This window comes from Ruegeria sp. AN11, assembly GCF_056536005.1.
Genome location: NZ_JBQFJD010000001.1, coordinates 2,012,173 through 2,028,978 on the forward strand (window position 1 = coordinate 2,012,173; position 16,806 = coordinate 2,028,978).

The window sequence follows — 16,806 nt, forward strand, 5'->3', positions numbered from 1 at the left end:
CAGCCTGATTGATTTACGTGTTGAACAAGAAGTGCATCACATCGCCGTCCTTGACGATGTAGCCCTTGCCCTCGGCCCGCATCTTGCCTGCTTCTTTCGCACCCTGTTCGCCATTGGCAGCGATGTAGTCGTCATAGGCGATGGTCTCGGCACGGATGAAGCCTTTTTCGAAATCCCCATGGATCACGCCAGCGGCCTGCGGCGCGGCGGTGCCGGTGCGGATGGTCCAGGCGCGGGCCTCTTTCGGGCCGACGGTGAAATAGGTTTCCAGTTTCAGCAGGTCGTAACCTGCTCGGATCAGACGATCGAGACCGGGTTCTTCCAGGCCCATTTCCTCAAGGAACATCTGGGCTTCGTCCGCTTCCAGCAGGCTGATCTCTTCTTCGATCTTGGCGCTGATGATAACGTGAGCATTACCCTGAGCAGCGGCCATTTCGGCCACCTTCGCCGAGTACTCATTACCTTCGGCAGCTTCTTCTTCGGACACGTTGCAAACATAGAGCACCGGCTTGGTGGTCAGCAGTTGCAGCATCTTCCAGGCCTTGGCATCTTCGCCTGACACTTCAACCAGACGCGCGGGCTTGCCGCTTTCCAGCATCGCTTGCGCTTGGGCCAGCAAGCGGTCCTGTTGCTGTGCCTCTTTGTCACTGCCTTTCAGCTTGCGCACCAGATTGGCGCGGCGCTTTTCGATGCTTTCCAGATCGGCCAGCATCAGCTCGGTCTCAATCGTGTCCGCATCAGCTACCGGATCGACACGGCCATCCACATGGGTCACATCTCCGTCTTCGAAACAGCGCAGCACATGGGCAATGGCGTCGGTTTCCCGAATGTTGGCCAGAAACTGGTTTCCAAGCCCCTCGCCTTTCGAGGCACCTTTAACCAGACCGGCGATATCAACGAACGTCATCCGCGTCGGGATGATCTGTTTCGAGCTTGCAATCGCGGCGAGCTTGTCCAGCCGATCATCGGGCACGGCCACATCGCCCACATTGGGTTCGATCGTGCAGAACGGGAAATTCGCAGCCTGTGCAGCCGCGGTTTTGGTCAGCGCGTTGAAGAGGGTCGACTTACCCACATTCGGCAAACCCACGATTCCCATTTTAAAGCCCATGACGGTCTCCTAATGCCATTCGAGGGGTGCTTCTATGCAGGTCCGGGTCAATGCGCAAGCCAGAGCGAAAGATGGCGGCCTGATCCAAAATGCAACATCACGAAATCGTTCGACATCCGTGATCTTGCCCGCATTGAATCCTGCGCTCTAAGCTCACCATGTAAGACGTTGCAAACAACCAGATAGTGATCAACCGTTATGAAGAGTTTTGTTGCAGCCCTTGTGCTGATAATGGCCGCTCCGGCAGCGTACGCTCAAACCATCATCTTTGGCGCTGGGTATTCGGATTTCTCCGACAGCGACGCAGACGATGAAGCCGCTTTCTCGCTCGAGTACCAACACCGCCCCTTTTACGAAGCCACCCGCGTGTCCGCGACCTGGGGCAGCGCCCTGACGGTGGATACCGCTGGTGATGTTCATATCGGGATCGGGTTGATCGGGTTCTACACCTTCGCTGACCGATGGTTCGTTGAAGGCAGCGTCATGCCAGGGTACTTTTCCGAAGGCGACTCGTTGAACGATCTGGGCGGAGAGTTCCAGATCCGCAGCCTTGTTGGCCTTGGATATACGTTGAACAATGGCAACAAGCTGTCCTTCGCGATTACCCACAAATCCAACGCCAGCACCCAGGACGACAACCCGGGTGTCAACTCGGCCCTGGTCAGATATCATTACGCGTTCTGAACCATTCAGCCTTGACGGGATTGATTTCCGGGCAAAGTTTCTGCACATCAGGTTCAAACCTGAATGCAAGGACAGAAGATGACCCGTATCGACGCCAAGTTCGCCGCCCTCAAGGCCGAAGGCAGGAAGGCCTTTGTTTCCTACGTCATGGCCGGGGATCCCGATTTCGACACCTCGCTTGAGATCGTGAAAGGTCTGCCGGGCGCCGGTGTCGATGTGATCGAACTGGGCCTGCCCTTCACGGACCCGATGGCTGATGGCCCTACGATTCAGGCTGCAGGCCAGCGCGCGCTGGACGGGGGAATGACCCTGCAGCGCACTCTGGATCTGGCGCGGGCTTTCCGTGAAACAGATGATACGACCCCGATTGTCCTGATGGGATACTACAACCCGATCTACAGCCGAGGTGTCGACGACTTTCTGGCCGAGGCTAAATCCGCCGGAATCGATGGCCTGATCGTTGTAGACCTGCCCCCGGAAGAGGATGCCGAACTGTGCCTGCCCGCGCAGGCCGCCGGCCTGAACTTTATCCGGCTTGCAACGCCCACAACCGACGACAAGCGCCTGCCCCGCGTCCTTCAGAATACATCGGGCTTTGTGTATTACGTCTCGATCACCGGCATCACCGGCGCTGCCGAGGCGCAGGCCACCAATGTCGGTCCTGAGGTGGCTCGGATCAAATCGGAGACAGATCTGCCGGTTATTGTGGGCTTTGGCATCAATACACCCGAAAAGTCGAAGGCAATCGCAAGCATAGCTGATGGCGCCGTGGTCGGTTCAGCCATTGTCAGCCAGATTGCCGAGGGAAAGCCGGTCGACCAGATCCTAAGCTTCGTCCGGTCACTGGCGGACGGTGCACATTCGGCCTGATCCGCCGACAAAACTCGTCTCATGCGTCAACCGCAGCCCGCCTTTGCGAGCTGCGGTTTTTTTGCTGCCAGAGATACGTTGCAGAGCGCAAGAGAAATTGGTAAAGAAAATTAACCAAAGCTACCGGGGCCCGGAATCATGCCAGTCATTACAACGATTGAAGACCTCAGACGCATCTATGAACGCCGCGTGCCACGGATGTTCTACGACTACGCTGAAAGCGGCAGCTGGACCGAGCAGACCTTTCGCGAAAACACCTCGGATTTCGAGGACATCCGCCTGCGCCAACGGGTTGCAGTAGACATGTCCGGGCGTTCGACCGCGTCGCAGATGATCGGGCAAGACGTAGCGATGCCGGTCGCGCTGGCGCCCGTGGGGCTGACCGGCATGCAACACGCAGATGGCGAAATAAAAGCGGCCAAGGCAGCGGAAGATTTCGGCGTACCCTTCACCCTATCGACAATGTCAATCAATTCTATCGAGGATGTGGCCGAGAACACGGGCAAGCCGTTCTGGTTCCAGCTTTATACGATGAAGGATCAGGACTACATTAATCGCCTGATCCAGCGGGCCAAGGACGCCAAATGCTCGGCATTGGTGATCACACTCGACCTGCAAATCCTCGGCCAGCGGCACAAGGACCTCAAGAACGGTTTGTCCGCCCCGCCGAAATTGACGGCCAAAACAATCGCCAACCTGATGACGAAGTGGGCCTGGGGAATCGAGATGCTGGGCGCCAGCCGACGCGAGTTCGGCAATATCGTCGGACATGCGCATGGCGTTTCTGACGCATCCTCGCTGGGGGCCTGGACTGCCGAACAATTCGACCCAAGCCTAGATTGGGGCAAGGTCGAAAAGCTGATGGAGCAATGGGGCGGGAAGGTTATCCTGAAAGGTATTCTGGATGCCGAAGATGCGAAGATGGCCGCAAAGCTCGGGGCGGATGCCATTGTGGTCTCGAACCACGGCGGTCGCCAGTTGGATGGTGCGCTCAGTTCCATCCGAATGCTGCCGCAGATCATGGACGCCGTTGGCGGAGACATCGAAGTGCATATGGACAGTGGCATCCGTTCGGGTCAGGACGTTCTGAAGGCACTGGCGCTGGGGGCCAAGGGTACATATATCGGCCGCGCCTTTGTCTATGGCCTTGGGGCGATGGGTCAGAAAGGCGTAACCACGGCGCTGGACGTCATCCACAAGGAACTGGACACCACCATGGCGCTGTGCGGCGAACGCAATGTTAGCAATCTGGGGCGCCACAACCTGCTGATCCCAGAAGACTTCGGTGGTCGCTGGCAGAACTGAGAGGGCCGCTGTTGTCAGGGGCTCTGCCCCCGCCGCCCTACGGGCGTCTCCCCCGGGATATTTTTAGCCAGATGAAGACCGGATCCGTTTTTCATCTGGCCCCAAATATCCCGGAGCGCGAGGCAGAGCCTCGCAAAATGACAATCCGTCAAAAACCCCTTTCCAAACCCAATGAATCAAGCTAAGGACGCGGCTTCACGCGGGCATACAGCCTTGGAGGATGCCCGCCCTAACATTGGAGAATTATCATGGCTGGAGAGATTCCTGATCTCGTAGCTCTGGAACGGACGGGGACAGGCAAGGGCGCCGCTCGTCAGGCACGCCGCGACGGCATGGTTCCGGGCATTGTTTTTGGTGGCGACAAAGAGCCGCTGCCGATCCAGATCCCGTTCAACGTCCTGTTCAAGCGTCTGAAAGCCGGCCGGTTCAAGTCGACCCTGTGGAACCTGAAGGTTGAAGGCCACGAAGACGTCCGCGTCATCTGCCGCGACGTTCAGCGTGACGTCGTCAAAGACCTGCCGACCCACCTGGACCTGATGCGCCTGCGCCGGACCACCAAGATCGCTCTGTTCATTCCGGTTGAGTTCATCAACGAAGAAGAAGCGCCCGGCATCAAGAAGGGCGGCGTTCTGACCGTTGTTCGTCCGGAAGTCGAACTGATGTGCACCGCCGGTGAAATTCCTGAAAAGATCACCGTCGATCTGACCGGTCTGAACATCAACGACGTTGTGACGATTTCGTCGGTTGACCTGCCGGCCGGCACCAAGCCGACCATCGACCGTGACTTCGTGATCGCGAACATTTCGGCTCCGACCGGTCTGACGTCCAGCGACGATGAAGACGGCGAAGAGGGCGAAGTTGCAGCCGACGAAGTCGAAGTAATCGGCGCTGAAGAATAATTTCGGAACCTTTTGGTTCTGGATATGAAACGGGGTTCTTTCAGAGCCCCGTTTTTCTTTTGGCCGGGCGGGACTGGAAAGGCGGTGGCGAACCGTGCGATGAACCTGATACGTATTCAGGTATTGGCCCGCGACATGTAAGGACGAAATGATGAAGCTGTTTGTCGGCCTGGGGAATCCCGGTTCAAAATACTCTGGAAACCGTCACAACATCGGCTTCATGGCACTGGACCGCATCGCCGAGGATCACGGGTTTGGTCCCTGGCGTTCAAAGTTTCAGGCCGAGGTCTGCGAAGGTCGTCTCGGCACGGACAAAATTCTGCTGCTGAAACCGCAAACCTTCATGAACCGATCCGGCCAGTCCGTTGGTGAAGCGATGCGGTTTTACAAGCTCGAGTCGGTTGACGTGACCGTCTTTCATGATGAACTGGACCTGGCCCCCGGAAAGGTGCGGGTCAAGGCCGGCGGTGGTCACGCGGGGCATAACGGGCTGCGATCCATCCACGAACACATCAGTCCTGCCTATGACCGGGTACGGCTAGGGATTGGCCATCCGGGGCGCAAGGAAATGGTCTCGGCCTATGTGCTAAGCGATTTTGCCAAGGCTGACGCCAACTGGCTGGAAGACGTCCTGCGGGGCGTTTCGGACGGGGCCCAATATCTTGCCGAAGGGGAAAGCGGGAAATTCATGAATGCCGTGGCTTTGCGGACGGCGCCTGCGCGGTCGTCAAAGACACCGGAAAAGCCCACACCAAAAGCCGCGACCGACCCTGAGCCTATTCCGGCTCCGGATGACCGGTCACCGATGCAAAAGCTGTTGGACAAGTTTCGGTAAATCACCTGCTGCCGCAACGTTCGGATTGCGAAAGGTCCCGGACCTCTTTTCTATTGTGTTGATCAGGTGGAGGGGACGAATGAGAACTGTATTCAGATGGCTGTTGCGCATTGTTCTGGCGCTGGTTTTGGCGGCCGTCGTCGTTGGCCTGTGGAAACGGGAAGAGATCGAGCGGCTTCTGGCGGTCAATTCCCTGTTCTCGGAAGAGCGGATCGTTCACAATTTCTCGCACATGAGCGACGCCTTTCTGACGGTCGATCTGCCGCGCGGGAGCGGCCCGACATGGGAACTGCCCTATGGACCGGGCTTTGATCTGCCTGAGGGAACCGATCAATGGATCGGGGAGCGCGCTGTGACATCCCTGCTGGTGATGCAGAAAGGCCAGATCCGGTTCGAAGAATACTATCTGGACACCGGCCCGGACGATCGGCGGATATCGTGGTCCGTCGCCAAAAGCTATCTGTCCGCCCTGTTCGGCCTTCTGTTGGCCGAGGGGGCAATCGACTCGCTGGACGATCCTGTGGTGAAATATGCGCCCAAACTGGCCGGCAGCGCTTATGACGGCGCCACGATCCGCAATGTCCTGAACATGGCCAGCGGCGTGACATTTGACGAGGACTATCTGGATTACAACTCGGACATCAATCGGATGGGCCGTGTCGTGGCGCTGGGCGGGGAGTTGGACGACTTCGCCGCGTCCCTGAAGGACAGCTTTGCCGCGCCGGGTGACACCTGGCAATATGTATCAATCGACACGCATGTGATCGGTATGGTCATTCGCGGCGCGACCGGGCGCAGTGTTACCGAGCTGTTGACCGAAAGGATCATTCAGCCTTTGGGGCTGGAACGCGATGGGTACTACATCACGGATGGGGCCGGTGTCGCGTTTGTTCTTGGCGGGTTGAACTTTACAACACGCGACTTTGCCCGGTTCGGACAGATGATACTGCAAGACGGTTCCCGAAGCGGCGAGCAGATTGTTCCCGCCGACTGGATTACCGAGTCGACATGGCCAAGTGCCCCAACCGAAACCGGCAAGATCGGCTATGGATATCAATGGTGGATCCCCAAAAACGCGCATGAGGGCGAATTTCTGGCGCGCGGCGTCTATGGGCAATACATCTATTTCGATCGGCCGCGGGATGTCCTGATTGTCACCACCGGAGCCGATCGCAAATTCCGCGAACCCGGTGTCAGCGATCAGAATATAGAAATGTTCCGCAAGATCGCCCAAACCCTGTAGGATGCCTCTATGCAAAAACAGGACAGCATCAATGTGCTGGGGGGTGTCCTTGCCCCCTGTTCGCGTGATCCGCTGACCGGATTCTTCCGGGACGGGGCCTGCAATACCTGCCCCGAAGACCAGGGCAGCCATACGGTTTGTGCTGTTATGACAGCCGAATTCCTCGCCTATTCCAAATATGTCGGAAATGACCTGAGCACCCCACGCCCCGAATTCGATTTCGCGGGCCTCAAGCCCGGCGATACCTGGTGTCTGTGTGCGGGTCGGTTCCTGCAGGCCCATGACGAGGGCTGCGCCCCGAGGGTTCATCTTGAGGCCACGCATCAGCGCGCATTGGACATTGTGCCGCTGGACATCCTTCAACAGCACAAAGCCGGGTCCTGACCCTTCGTCGGTCTTTAGAATCCGTTTCGGCTTATTTTTTAGAAAAAGAAGTCCCGGACGGATCCGGGACTTCAAGGATTCAATCGGTCAGAAGTTGATCTGCCACGTCAGATCGACGCTGTAGCTTTCAAATCCGCTTTCGCCGATGCCGTCGTAAAACACACCTGCCGCAAGCAGGCTGTTGTTCTGCAACCTGTAATCAAGACCCAGATCGACCCTGCCGCGTGTGGTGTCCCCGATCGGGGCGACGCCCGGCACGGTGCCGGTGCCTGATGTGCTGCTCCAGACGCCGGACAGACCGCCCGTCAGAATCATGCTGCCACGTGCGACGGAGATCGGGTGGCTGAAATCCATTCCCAACTGAACGGTCGTCAGGCTGAAATCCTGGGCCGAAATCGGATTGCCCAGACTGTCCGCATAGGCCTCGGCATCATCGCTGACATAGCTCAGATCCAGAAGCGGCATCAGGGTCAGCGCCCCGCGCTGGATTTCGCCTGTGACCCGCGACTGCACCAGCCAGCGGTCACTGTCGAATTTGTCCGAGTATGTGCCCAGAGGCGATACCTCATTGTCAGCTTTCCCGTAAAGCGCACGTCCTTCGAAATAGATCGGATGCTCGGGCAGTTTCGCCACGACATACGGACCAACAAACCACCCGGTGCCGTCAATCTCGGACGCGCCGTTTTCGGTTTCGGCATAGTCCAACTGCAGCATCGCACCGACCAACAGGTTCTGATTAACCTGATGGTGCGCCCCGAGAACCGCCAAAGCATAGCTGCTGTCAAAGTCGTCCTGCGAACTCCAGTTGCCTGTGACATTCAGCCAGATGGGCAAGGTCGGATCGCTGGCAAAGTTCAGAAACCCGGCGCCCTGAGATACGGACGCATCGAACGCTCCCGCGCCGGACTGTTGCAGAAACCGCGTCAGGTTGGGCTGGTTGGAAACCAGGCTGTTCGCGCGGGCATTCTGAAAGGCCTGAATCAAACGCTGCGTGTTTGTTGCGGCCTGCACGGTTGTAACAGTGTTCGACGCCAGATTAAGATTGCCTGCGGCGTCGGTGAAAACTCCGGCCGGAACCGAAAGCTCGATCGTACCATTGTTCTGCGGTGTCAGTGTGGCAACGTAATCGACACCCGAACCGGTCATGGTCGCGGTTGCGTTCACCACCAAAAGATCACTGGCAACAAAGTCGGTGCTGGGTTCGCTGAGGGTGATTGTCGCGGTAAAGGTGCCGTTTCCTGTCGCAGTCAGCGCCCCGACCGAAGCCGTGGGCTGGGTCGTATCCACCAGCGTCCGGGTGCTGATGATCTGCGTGTTCGTCACACCCGACAGGGCCAGTTCGTATCTGTAAAGCGGCCCACCCGGGGTTTCCTGAGCCGTGAAAATGATCCCCATGTAACCGTCGGCGGCATATGTACTGTCTGCGCCGTCCTGGCTGAGAATGGTTGGGTTCAGCCAACCGAGGTTGGTCAATCCGGCCGGAGTGATGATCGGAGACGGCGTGATCCCGCCACCAAAGTAAATCGCACCGCCCGGTGCCTGGCCGCTGCCGCTGAGGGCGACAAATGCAGTCGTTGCGCCGGGGATGTTGGTAAATTGGACGGAACCGCCATTGGGTGACGCAATGGGTGTATTGAAGAAGGTAGCCCCACCAAAGGCCGCGCCTTCCTTGCTGCTGCCGAACAGAACGACTGAAACCAAACAGACAAGGCCAAGCAGCCTACTAAAAAAGGAGTTAACCATCCCAACCTCCAACAAACCCGATAGGGGCATAACACAAGGATATGCGCCTTATGACATGCCATTCCGAACGCGCAACTGAGTTCTGACACCGTCCGGGGCACATTATGATTAGCAACCAGAAGTTGCGAAGTGCCAGTGAGTTTATTCAAATTCAAAACGCTGTACAGATTCACCACATCTCAATTATTTCGCGTGTATCGAATTTGCCAGATGCGCCGAATCTGGCGCTTGCGGCAGGGATTATCCCGGCGCCTATTTGGCAAATAATGCTGAGGGTTGGCGGAAAAATCCTGGTAAAACACAGCAGCTTTCTAACCAGACCTTACAGGAGGGCTGTTTCGGCACTGCAAGCTAACCCGGCAAAAGCCAGACAATCCGCGCCAAAGCGCTTCATTTTCCGCAATTGCGAGACAGTGAAAGCAGTATGGCGACCGGGGCAGGTCCAATGATTCTCGGACCCACCGCCGTGCAACATCTGTCTGGCTTACGCTGACGAAATCAGAGGCTTAGATTGCCTCGCGGCCTTCGGTATCGGACATGTCAAAGTTCAGGTATTTCGCAACCGTCTGAACATCCTTGTCGCCGCGTCCGCACATGTTCATGCAGATCAGGTGATCGTTAGGCAGTTCCGGGGCAATCTTCATCACATGGGCCAGTGCGTGGCTGGGTTCGAGTGCCGGGATGATGCCTTCGGTTGCGCAGCACAGCTGGAACGCTTCCAGCGCCTCTTTGTCCGTGATCGAGACATATTGCGCACGCCCTACCTCGTGCAGCCATGAATGTTCTGGCCCGATGCCTGGGTAGTCCAGACCAGCGGAAATGGAATAGCCTTCAAGAATCTGGCCGTCGTCATCCTGCAGCAGATAGGTTCGGTTGCCATGCAAAACGCCCGGACGACCACCGGTCAGAGAAGCGCAATGCTCCATCTTTTCGTTCACGCCTTTACCGCCCGCCTCGACGCCGATGATATTCACGGACTTGTCGTCGAGAAATGGGTAGAACAGGCCCATCGCGTTCGACCCACCACCGATGGCGGCGATGATCGTATCGGGCAGACGGCCTTCGGCCTTCATCATCTGTTCCTTGGCTTCCTTGCCGATGATCGACTGAAAATCGCGCACCATCGCCGGATACGGGTGCGGACCAGCAACCGTTCCAATGCAGTAGAACGTATCGCGCACGTTGGTCACCCAGTCGCGCAGCGCGTCGTTCATTGCATCTTTCAGTGTCCCGCGACCGGAAGTCACAGGGATCACCTCGGCCCCCAGCAGGCGCATGCGGAACACGTTCGGAGCCTGACGCTGCACGTCATGGGCCCCCATGTAGACCACGCACTTCAATCCGAACTTGGCGCAGACGGTGGCGGTGGCTACGCCGTGCTGCCCTGCCCCGGTTTCAGCGATGATCCGGGTCTTGCCCATGCGCCGCGCCAGAATGATCTGGCCCAGCACGTTGTTGATCTTATGCGCGCCGGTGTGGTTCAGCTCGTCACGCTTCAGGTAAATCTTTGCACCACCCAGATGTTCGGTCAGGCGTTCCGCGAAGTACAGCGGCGACGGGCGGCCAACATAGTTGGCCCACAGATCGTCCATCTCGGCCCAGAAGGTCGCATCGTCCTTGGCCTTCTCATATTCCTCTTCCAGCGACAGGATCAGGGGCATCAGCGTTTCGCTGACGAACCGTCCGCCGAAGATGCCGAAACGGCCCTGTTCGTCGGGCCCGGACATGAAGGAATTGAAAAGATCGTTGGCCATGGGTGTCTCCCTCGTCGTACCCGTTGTTCATAGGAGGTGGCGGCGGGATTTGCCATGGCAAAACGTATCATTCAGCCGCATGAACATGCTGAGACCAAACCCGCAGCGCCTGGTCTCTGCTTGGCACGGCAATACAGTTGAAATGATGGAACTCATGCACCTCCGCCAACCGGGAGGCCGCCTGCACAACGCGCCGATGCGGGCCGGACTGGGCGAATGTCAGCATGGCCTCGGCGTCGTGCCAGACGCTCAGCGAAAAATACAGGCCCTGATGTGGGAACAGTTCCACCCGCAGGCACAGCGGATCGTCACGGGCCTGCAAATAAGCCTGGCGCGCGCGCCAGAAGAACTCGGGCGCGTGATACCAGTTTTTCAGGGCAACTCCACCGATTGCGGCCAGCATCCATTCATACTCCTTGACAGGAGATACGCGATGGCGGCCCGATCAGATCACCGGGTGGCTTCGATAAAGGCGTTGATCAGGCCCGAATCCTTGATCCCCGGAGCACTTTCAACACCTGAGGCGACATCTACCTGCCGTGCTCCCGTCATCCGAATGGCCTCGGCCACGTTTTCCGGGTTCAAACCGCCGGCCAGCATCCATGGCTTACGCCAGTATTTGCGCCCAGCCAGCAACCGCCAGTCAAACGCCAGCCCGTTACCGCCCGGCAAGACCGCGTTCTTGGGGGCTTTGGCATCAATCAGAAGCTGGTCCGCGACGTCGCTGTAGATATCGATTGCGGCCAGATCTTCGGCATCTGCCACACCGATGACCTTCATCACCGGCAAGCCGTAACGTTCCTTGACCTCGCGCACACGCTCAGCACTTTCGCTGCCGTGCAATTGCAACATATCGAAGGGCGCCGCCTGAGTGATACTGTCCAGCAGATCGTCCGAGGGGTTCACGACCAGGGCCACCTTGGCCACGCCAACCGGCACGTCAGCCATCAACGCAGCCGCCTGTTCGGGCGTGACATACCGGGGCGACTTGGGAAAGAAGTTGAATCCCAGGTATCGTGCACCAGCATCTACGGCCGCGCGCACCTGAGCCGGGGCGGTCAGGCCGCAGATTTTCACACTAATTTCAGTAGACATGCCGCTTAGCTGGCCTCGTCCAGCAGAGCCAGAACCTCATCCTGACCTTGATTCTGCTTTTTCTTGAGCTTCTTGACCTCACGCTCAAGTTTGCGCACTTCGCCTTTGCTGGCCGTCGCGTCGCGGCGGTGCTTGTGTTCGCGCAGCCACTCCCAAAGAAAGCCTATGACCAGCCCGGCAACCACGCCCCCAAGAACAACTAGGAACAGCGGCAACGAGGTGCTGAGGTTGAAGCCAGCCAGCTCGGACAAGGCATCCGGCATAAGCTTGAGTTCAACCATTTCGCGATTGGCCAGCGAAATCGAGATCAGGGTGATCCCGAGGACCGCAAGAAAAGCATATCGAATGTAGCGCATCATAAGGTCAGGCTTTACCGTTCAAACGGTCCCTTAGCAACTTGCCTGTCTTGAAAAACGGTACACATTTTTCCTCGACCTGCACGGTCTCACCGGTTCTGGGATTGCGGCCGACGCGCGCGTCCCGCTGTTTGACAGAAAAAGCGCCAAATCCGCGCAGTTCGACCCGGTCGCCACGGGCCATAGCATCGGTCACTTCCTCGAAAACGGTATTCACGATCCGTTCAACGTCACGCTGATAAAGATGCGGGTTCTCGTCGGCGATTTTCTGAATCAATTCTGAACGGATCATAGGCATTACCCTCCCAGGCGACCGGATTACCATGTCTATTGTTTTGGACAGTATAAGAAAAAACGCTGAACGGGGGAACGCAAACTCCGCGTGCCGAGGCATCATTTTGCCATATTCTCACGCAATTTTTTGCCTGCGAGCCTGATTCCGGGCTCCAAGGAACGCCTGTTGCCCGAGTTGGGCCTGGAAATCAGAACATGTTGATTCGCAACAAAAACGGCCCCGCACTGACGTGCGGGGCCGAAATTCGACTGCTTCGAACAGCCTGAGGTTTAGTCGCCGGATTTCAGCGCCGCACCCAGGATATCGCCCAGCGATGCGCCCGAGTCGGAGGAACCGTACTGTTCCACGGCCTCTTTCTCTTCGGCAATCTCGCGTGCTTTGATCGACAGGCCCAGACGGCGAGTCTTGCTGTCGACGTTGGTGACGCGGACGTCGACCTTGTCACCGGTCGAGAAACGCTCGGGGCGCTGCTCGGCACGGTCACGCGACAGATCCGAACGGCGGATGAAGGACTTCATGCCCTCATATTCCACCTCGATGCCGCCATCTTCGATCGCGGTGACTTCAACGGTGATGACCGAGCCACGCTTCACACCGCCCACGGCTTCGGCGAACTTGTCACCGCCCAGGGCTTTGATCGACAGCGAGATACGCTCTTTTTCCACGTCAACTTCCGAAACGACGGCCGAAACCATGTCGCCTTTGCGGTAGTTCTGGATCGCATCCTCGCCACGCTCGTCCCAGGACAGGTCGCTGAGGTGAACCATGCCGTCGATGTCGCCTTCGAGGCCAATGAACAGACCGAATTCGGTGATGTTCTTGACTTCGCCTTCGACCTCGGTGCCCTCGGGGTGTGTTTCTGCAAACACTTCCCATGGGTTGCGCTGAGTCTGCTTCAGGCCCAGAGACACGCGACGCTTGGCGCCGTCGATTTCCAGAACCATGACGTCGACTTCCTGGCTGGTCGAAACGATCTTGCCGGGGTGGACGTTTTTCTTGGTCCAGGACATCTCGGACACGTGCACCAGACCTTCGACACCAGCTTCCAGCTCGACGAACGCGCCGTAGTCGGTGATGTTGGTGACGCGACCCTGATGGACCGAGCCCAGCGGGTACTTGGCAGCAACCAGATCCCACGGATCTTCCTGCAGCTGCTTCATGCCCAGGCTGATGCGGTGGGTCTCTTTGTTGATCTTGATGACCTGAACCTTGATGGTTTCGCCGATCGTCAGGATCTCGGACGGGTGGTTCACACGGCGCCATGCCATGTCGGTGACGTGCAGCAGGCCGTCAACGCCGCCCAGGTCAACAAATGCACCGTATTCGGTGATGTTCTTGACGACACCCTCGACGGTCTGACCTTCGGACAGGTTGCCGATAACCTCGGCGCGCTGTTCGGCACGCGATTCTTCCAGGATAGCGCGGCGCGAAACAACGATGTTGCCACGGCGGCGGTCCATTTTCAGAATCTGGAACGGCTGCTTCAGACCCATCAGCGGGCCAGCGTCGCGCACGGGGCGGACGTCAACCTGCGAGCCGGGCAGGAACGCAACTGCGCCACCCAGATCGACGGTGAAGCCACCTTTGACGCGACCGAAGATTGCACCTTCGACGCGCTGGTCGTCTGCATATGCTTTTTCCAGACGGTCCCATGCCTCTTCACGGCGGGCCATCTCGCGCGAGATGACGGCTTCGCCACGGGCGTTTTCTGCGGCACGCAGGTATACTTCGACCTCGTCACCAACAGCGATTTCAGGAGCTTCGCCGGGATTTGCGAATTCTTTCAGATCAACGCGGCCTTCCATTTTGTAGCCGACGTCGATGATGGCCTGACCGGCTTCAATCGCCAGAATCTTGCCTTTGACAACAGAACCCTCTTCGGGTGTGTCCATTTCGAAGCTTTCATTAAGGAGGGCTTCGAATTCCTCCATGGATGCGTTAGCCATGTGGCGTTGTTTTCCTTTACATACGTTTTTACTGGCCGAGCGGTTGTCTCCGCCGGTCTTGTTTCATGACGTCTTCGGACGTGATCCGGGGCGCATCCGATTACACAAACACAAAGGGCCGAGGTGACCCGGCCCTGCTCAGATACGTCATCCGGACGTTGACCGCCCTTGTACAGACAGCGCGCGTATAGGCGGATTTGCTGACCGGCGCAAGTGGAAAGCCCATATTTCCAAGGTAAATGGCCTATTGGGCGCGATCCTGCCGCCCCGGCTGATCGAATTTTGGCTTCCAGATCCGGGCGTCCCGCTTCAGCATTGCCCTTTCAATTGCATCCAGCCGGGTTTTCGCCGCTTCCGGATTATGGGTTCCGCCTGCACGAATCCAGATCCGCTTTGCGGAAGCCGGGCTCCACGGAAGGCAGGCGGCTGCAAGCCACTGACGCAATTCAGGCGGCAGCGCGTCATAAGCCCGCATTGGTGAACCGCCTCTTATCCTGCGATGGAGACTGGTGTTTTGATTTCGCCGCCTGTGCCTGCCCCGGCTGACACCCCCAGAGGAAGTCGCGCCCATATTTCCGCCTTTGCTTAAAAACAAATCGATATGTTATGACATTACATTTCGTGCAGAAGGACGCAACTGCGCAAATGGCCCCAAATCACTTTCCCGGAATGTCGCAATCAAACCTGCGACCAGGCCCGACCCGACGGTATGAAGTGAGGCGGAGGACCCCATGACTCAGCAAAATACGAATTTTCTTGTCATCATTTCGGACGAACATCGCAAGGATGCCATGGGTTGCGCAGGGCACCCGATCGTAAAAACTCCGCATCTGGATGCGCTGGCCGCACGGGGCACGATGTTCCGGGCCGCCTACACGCCGTCGCCAATGTGTGTCCCGACCCGCGCAGCGCTGGCCACAGGTGAATGGGTGCACCGCACCGGCAATTGGGACAGCGCCTCGCCCTACGCCGGAGACCCCCGCAGCTGGATGCGGCAGCTGCGCGACGCCGGGCGCGAAGTGGTTTCCATCGGCAAACTTCATTTTCGGTCGGCCGACGATGACAACGGGTTTTCGGAAGAAATCATTCCAATGCACGTGGTCGGCGGCGTCGGATGGCCCGTCGGTCTGCTACGGGAAAACCCACCGCCTTACGATTCAGCCGCTGAACTGGCAGGCGACGTAGGTGCCGGCAGCAGCACCTATACCGAATACGACAGGGGCGTCACAAACGCCGCCGAGGCTTGGCTGGCGGATCCCAAGCGCCGCGAGCAGCCCTGGGCCGCCTTTGTTTCGCTGGTCAGCCCGCATTACCCGCTGACCTGCCCTGAGGAATGGTACAACCTTTACGACCCCGCCGACATGGACCTGCCGGTCGGTTACGGCGAAGGCCTGCCTGACCATGAAGAGCTGCGCAATATCGCCGCCTTCTTCAACTACGAGGACTATTTTGATGAACAGAAGATGCGCGAAGCAAAGGTTGCCTATTACGGCCTGACCTCGTTCATGGATCACTGCGTCGGCCGCGTGGTTGCCGCGCTGGATTCCAGCGGACAATTGGACAATACCGTTATCCTATATGTGTCGGACCATGGCGACATGATGGGGGATCAGGGTTTCTGGACCAAGATGGTCATGTACGAAGCCAGCGCCGGTGTGCCTATGATCGCTGCCGGTCCCGGTATTCCCGCAGGCCGCACCGCTTCGACCTGCACAAACCTGACCGATATAGCCGCCACCGCCCGCGAGGTCTGTGGTGTTGCCGATGACGAAGGGAACGCCGGCCAGCCCGGCCTGTCGCTGCGTACCATCGCCAATGCGCCTGACGACCCGAACCGTACCGGTTTCAGTGAGTACCATGATGGCGGTTCAAAAACCGGCAGTTTCATGGTGCGCTGGGGCCGCTGGAAATATGTCCACTACGTTGGTCAACCACCGCAGTTATTCGATCTGGAAACCGACCCGCACGAACTGGTGAACCGCGCGGTGGATCGGGTAAACGACCCCGACGTTGCCGCCGCGCTGGCTGAGGGTGCGCGCCGCTTGCACGAAATCTGCGATCCGGAGGAGATCAACGCCCGCGCTTTTGCCGACCAGCGCCGCAAGATCGAAGCGCTGGGAGGGGAAGACGCTTGCCGCACGGCCTTCGTGTTCAACCATACGCCGACGCCGACCGAACAGGACGAGATGCGCGAGGGATCCGCGCTATAGCGTCAGATCACTTCGCTCGGCGGCTCCGATAATGGCGGTCCTCATAACACCCGAGTGAACGCAACAGGGGCAGAGT

The 16,806-nt window shown here is 58.2% G+C and carries 18 protein-coding genes; 9 read left to right on the forward strand and 9 right to left on the reverse strand.

What is annotated here, in order from left to right; translation table 11 throughout:
• Positions 1–13 precede the first annotated feature (13 nt).
• Positions 14–1,111, reverse strand: a complete 1,098-nt coding sequence (gene ychF / locus ACR3EQ_RS09915; protein ID WP_170613399.1) for a redox-regulated ATPase YchF — start codon at positions 1,109–1,111, stop codon at positions 14–16.
• A 198-nt stretch (positions 1,112–1,309) separates the two neighbouring features.
• Between ychF and ACR3EQ_RS09920 the strand changes: the two genes are divergently transcribed.
• From ACR3EQ_RS09920 to ACR3EQ_RS09950, 7 genes are all read left to right on the forward strand, one after another.
• Entirely contained in the window at positions 1,310–1,795 is a 486-nt protein-coding gene (locus ACR3EQ_RS09920) for an acyloxyacyl hydrolase (RefSeq protein ID WP_170613401.1), read from the forward strand.
• A gap of 78 nt (positions 1,796–1,873) precedes the next feature.
• Positions 1,874–2,665, forward strand: a complete 792-nt coding sequence (gene trpA, locus ACR3EQ_RS09925; protein WP_170613403.1) for a tryptophan synthase subunit alpha — start codon at positions 1,874–1,876, stop codon at positions 2,663–2,665.
• Between the two features lie 138 nt (positions 2,666–2,803).
• Entirely contained in the window at positions 2,804–3,970 is a 1,167-nt protein-coding gene (locus tag ACR3EQ_RS09930; RefSeq protein ID WP_170613405.1) for an alpha-hydroxy acid oxidase, read from the forward strand.
• 248 nt (positions 3,971–4,218) lie between these two features.
• Complete coding sequence (locus ACR3EQ_RS09935; RefSeq protein WP_170613407.1) at positions 4,219–4,869, forward strand: 50S ribosomal protein L25/general stress protein Ctc; 651 nt, start codon at positions 4,219–4,221, stop codon at positions 4,867–4,869.
• 151 nt (positions 4,870–5,020) lie between these two features.
• A complete protein-coding gene (pth, locus tag ACR3EQ_RS09940; RefSeq protein ID WP_480490517.1) occupies positions 5,021–5,704 on the forward strand; it encodes an aminoacyl-tRNA hydrolase in 684 nt (227 codons plus the stop codon).
• A 79-nt stretch (positions 5,705–5,783) separates the two neighbouring features.
• The gene (locus ACR3EQ_RS09945; protein ID WP_480490518.1) at positions 5,784–6,947 is read left to right on the forward strand and encodes a serine hydrolase domain-containing protein; all 1,164 of its coding nucleotides are present in this window, start codon (positions 5,784–5,786) and stop codon (positions 6,945–6,947) included.
• Between the two features lie 9 nt (positions 6,948–6,956).
• On the forward strand, positions 6,957–7,331 hold the full coding sequence (locus ACR3EQ_RS09950) for a DUF2237 family protein (RefSeq protein ID WP_480490520.1): 375 nt from the start codon (positions 6,957–6,959) through the stop codon (positions 7,329–7,331).
• Positions 7,332–7,418: 87 nt separating this feature from the next.
• Here ACR3EQ_RS09950 and ACR3EQ_RS09955 read toward each other — a convergent pair whose 3' ends face one another.
• Positions 7,419–9,074 (reverse strand): Ig-like domain-containing protein, encoded by a 1,656-nt coding sequence (locus tag ACR3EQ_RS09955; RefSeq protein ID WP_480490522.1) that lies wholly within the window; start codon positions 9,072–9,074, stop codon positions 7,419–7,421.
• Positions 9,075–9,178: 104 nt separating this feature from the next.
• On the opposite strand from ACR3EQ_RS09955, the gene ACR3EQ_RS09960 reads away from it, so the two are divergent.
• Positions 9,179–9,523: a hypothetical protein gene (locus tag ACR3EQ_RS09960; protein WP_170613416.1), complete on the forward strand. Its 345-nt coding sequence runs from the start codon at positions 9,179–9,181 to the stop codon at positions 9,521–9,523.
• A gap of 57 nt (positions 9,524–9,580) precedes the next feature.
• On the opposite strand, the gene trpB is transcribed toward ACR3EQ_RS09960, so the two are convergent.
• From trpB to ACR3EQ_RS09995, 7 genes are all read right to left on the reverse strand, one after another.
• Positions 9,581–10,828, reverse strand: a complete 1,248-nt coding sequence (gene trpB / locus ACR3EQ_RS09965; protein ID WP_170613418.1) for a tryptophan synthase subunit beta — start codon at positions 10,826–10,828, stop codon at positions 9,581–9,583.
• A gap of 67 nt (positions 10,829–10,895) precedes the next feature.
• A complete protein-coding gene (locus ACR3EQ_RS09970; protein ID WP_170613420.1) occupies positions 10,896–11,231 on the reverse strand; it encodes a hypothetical protein in 336 nt (111 codons plus the stop codon).
• A gap of 47 nt (positions 11,232–11,278) precedes the next feature.
• A complete protein-coding gene (locus tag ACR3EQ_RS09975) occupies positions 11,279–11,923 on the reverse strand; it encodes a phosphoribosylanthranilate isomerase (RefSeq protein ID WP_170613421.1) in 645 nt (214 codons plus the stop codon).
• A gap of 5 nt (positions 11,924–11,928) precedes the next feature.
• The gene (locus ACR3EQ_RS09980; protein WP_170613423.1) at positions 11,929–12,279 is read right to left on the reverse strand and encodes a LapA family protein; all 351 of its coding nucleotides are present in this window, start codon (positions 12,277–12,279) and stop codon (positions 11,929–11,931) included.
• A gap of 7 nt (positions 12,280–12,286) precedes the next feature.
• Positions 12,287–12,571: an integration host factor subunit beta gene (gene ihfB / locus ACR3EQ_RS09985; protein WP_037310872.1), complete on the reverse strand. Its 285-nt coding sequence runs from the start codon at positions 12,569–12,571 to the stop codon at positions 12,287–12,289.
• 272 nt (positions 12,572–12,843) lie between these two features.
• Complete coding sequence (rpsA, locus tag ACR3EQ_RS09990) at positions 12,844–14,520, reverse strand: 30S ribosomal protein S1 (protein ID WP_170613425.1); 1,677 nt, start codon at positions 14,518–14,520, stop codon at positions 12,844–12,846.
• Positions 14,521–14,764: 244 nt separating this feature from the next.
• Positions 14,765–15,091 (reverse strand): DUF6525 family protein, encoded by a 327-nt coding sequence (locus ACR3EQ_RS09995; RefSeq protein ID WP_480440703.1) that lies wholly within the window; start codon positions 15,089–15,091, stop codon positions 14,765–14,767.
• A gap of 160 nt (positions 15,092–15,251) precedes the next feature.
• Between ACR3EQ_RS09995 and ACR3EQ_RS10000 the strand changes: the two genes are divergently transcribed.
• Positions 15,252–16,730 carry a sulfatase-like hydrolase/transferase gene (locus ACR3EQ_RS10000; protein ID WP_480490524.1) on the forward strand — a complete coding sequence of 493 codons (1,479 nt, stop codon included), beginning with the start codon at positions 15,252–15,254 and terminating at the stop codon, positions 16,728–16,730.
• Positions 16,731–16,806: the final 76 nt, after the last annotated feature.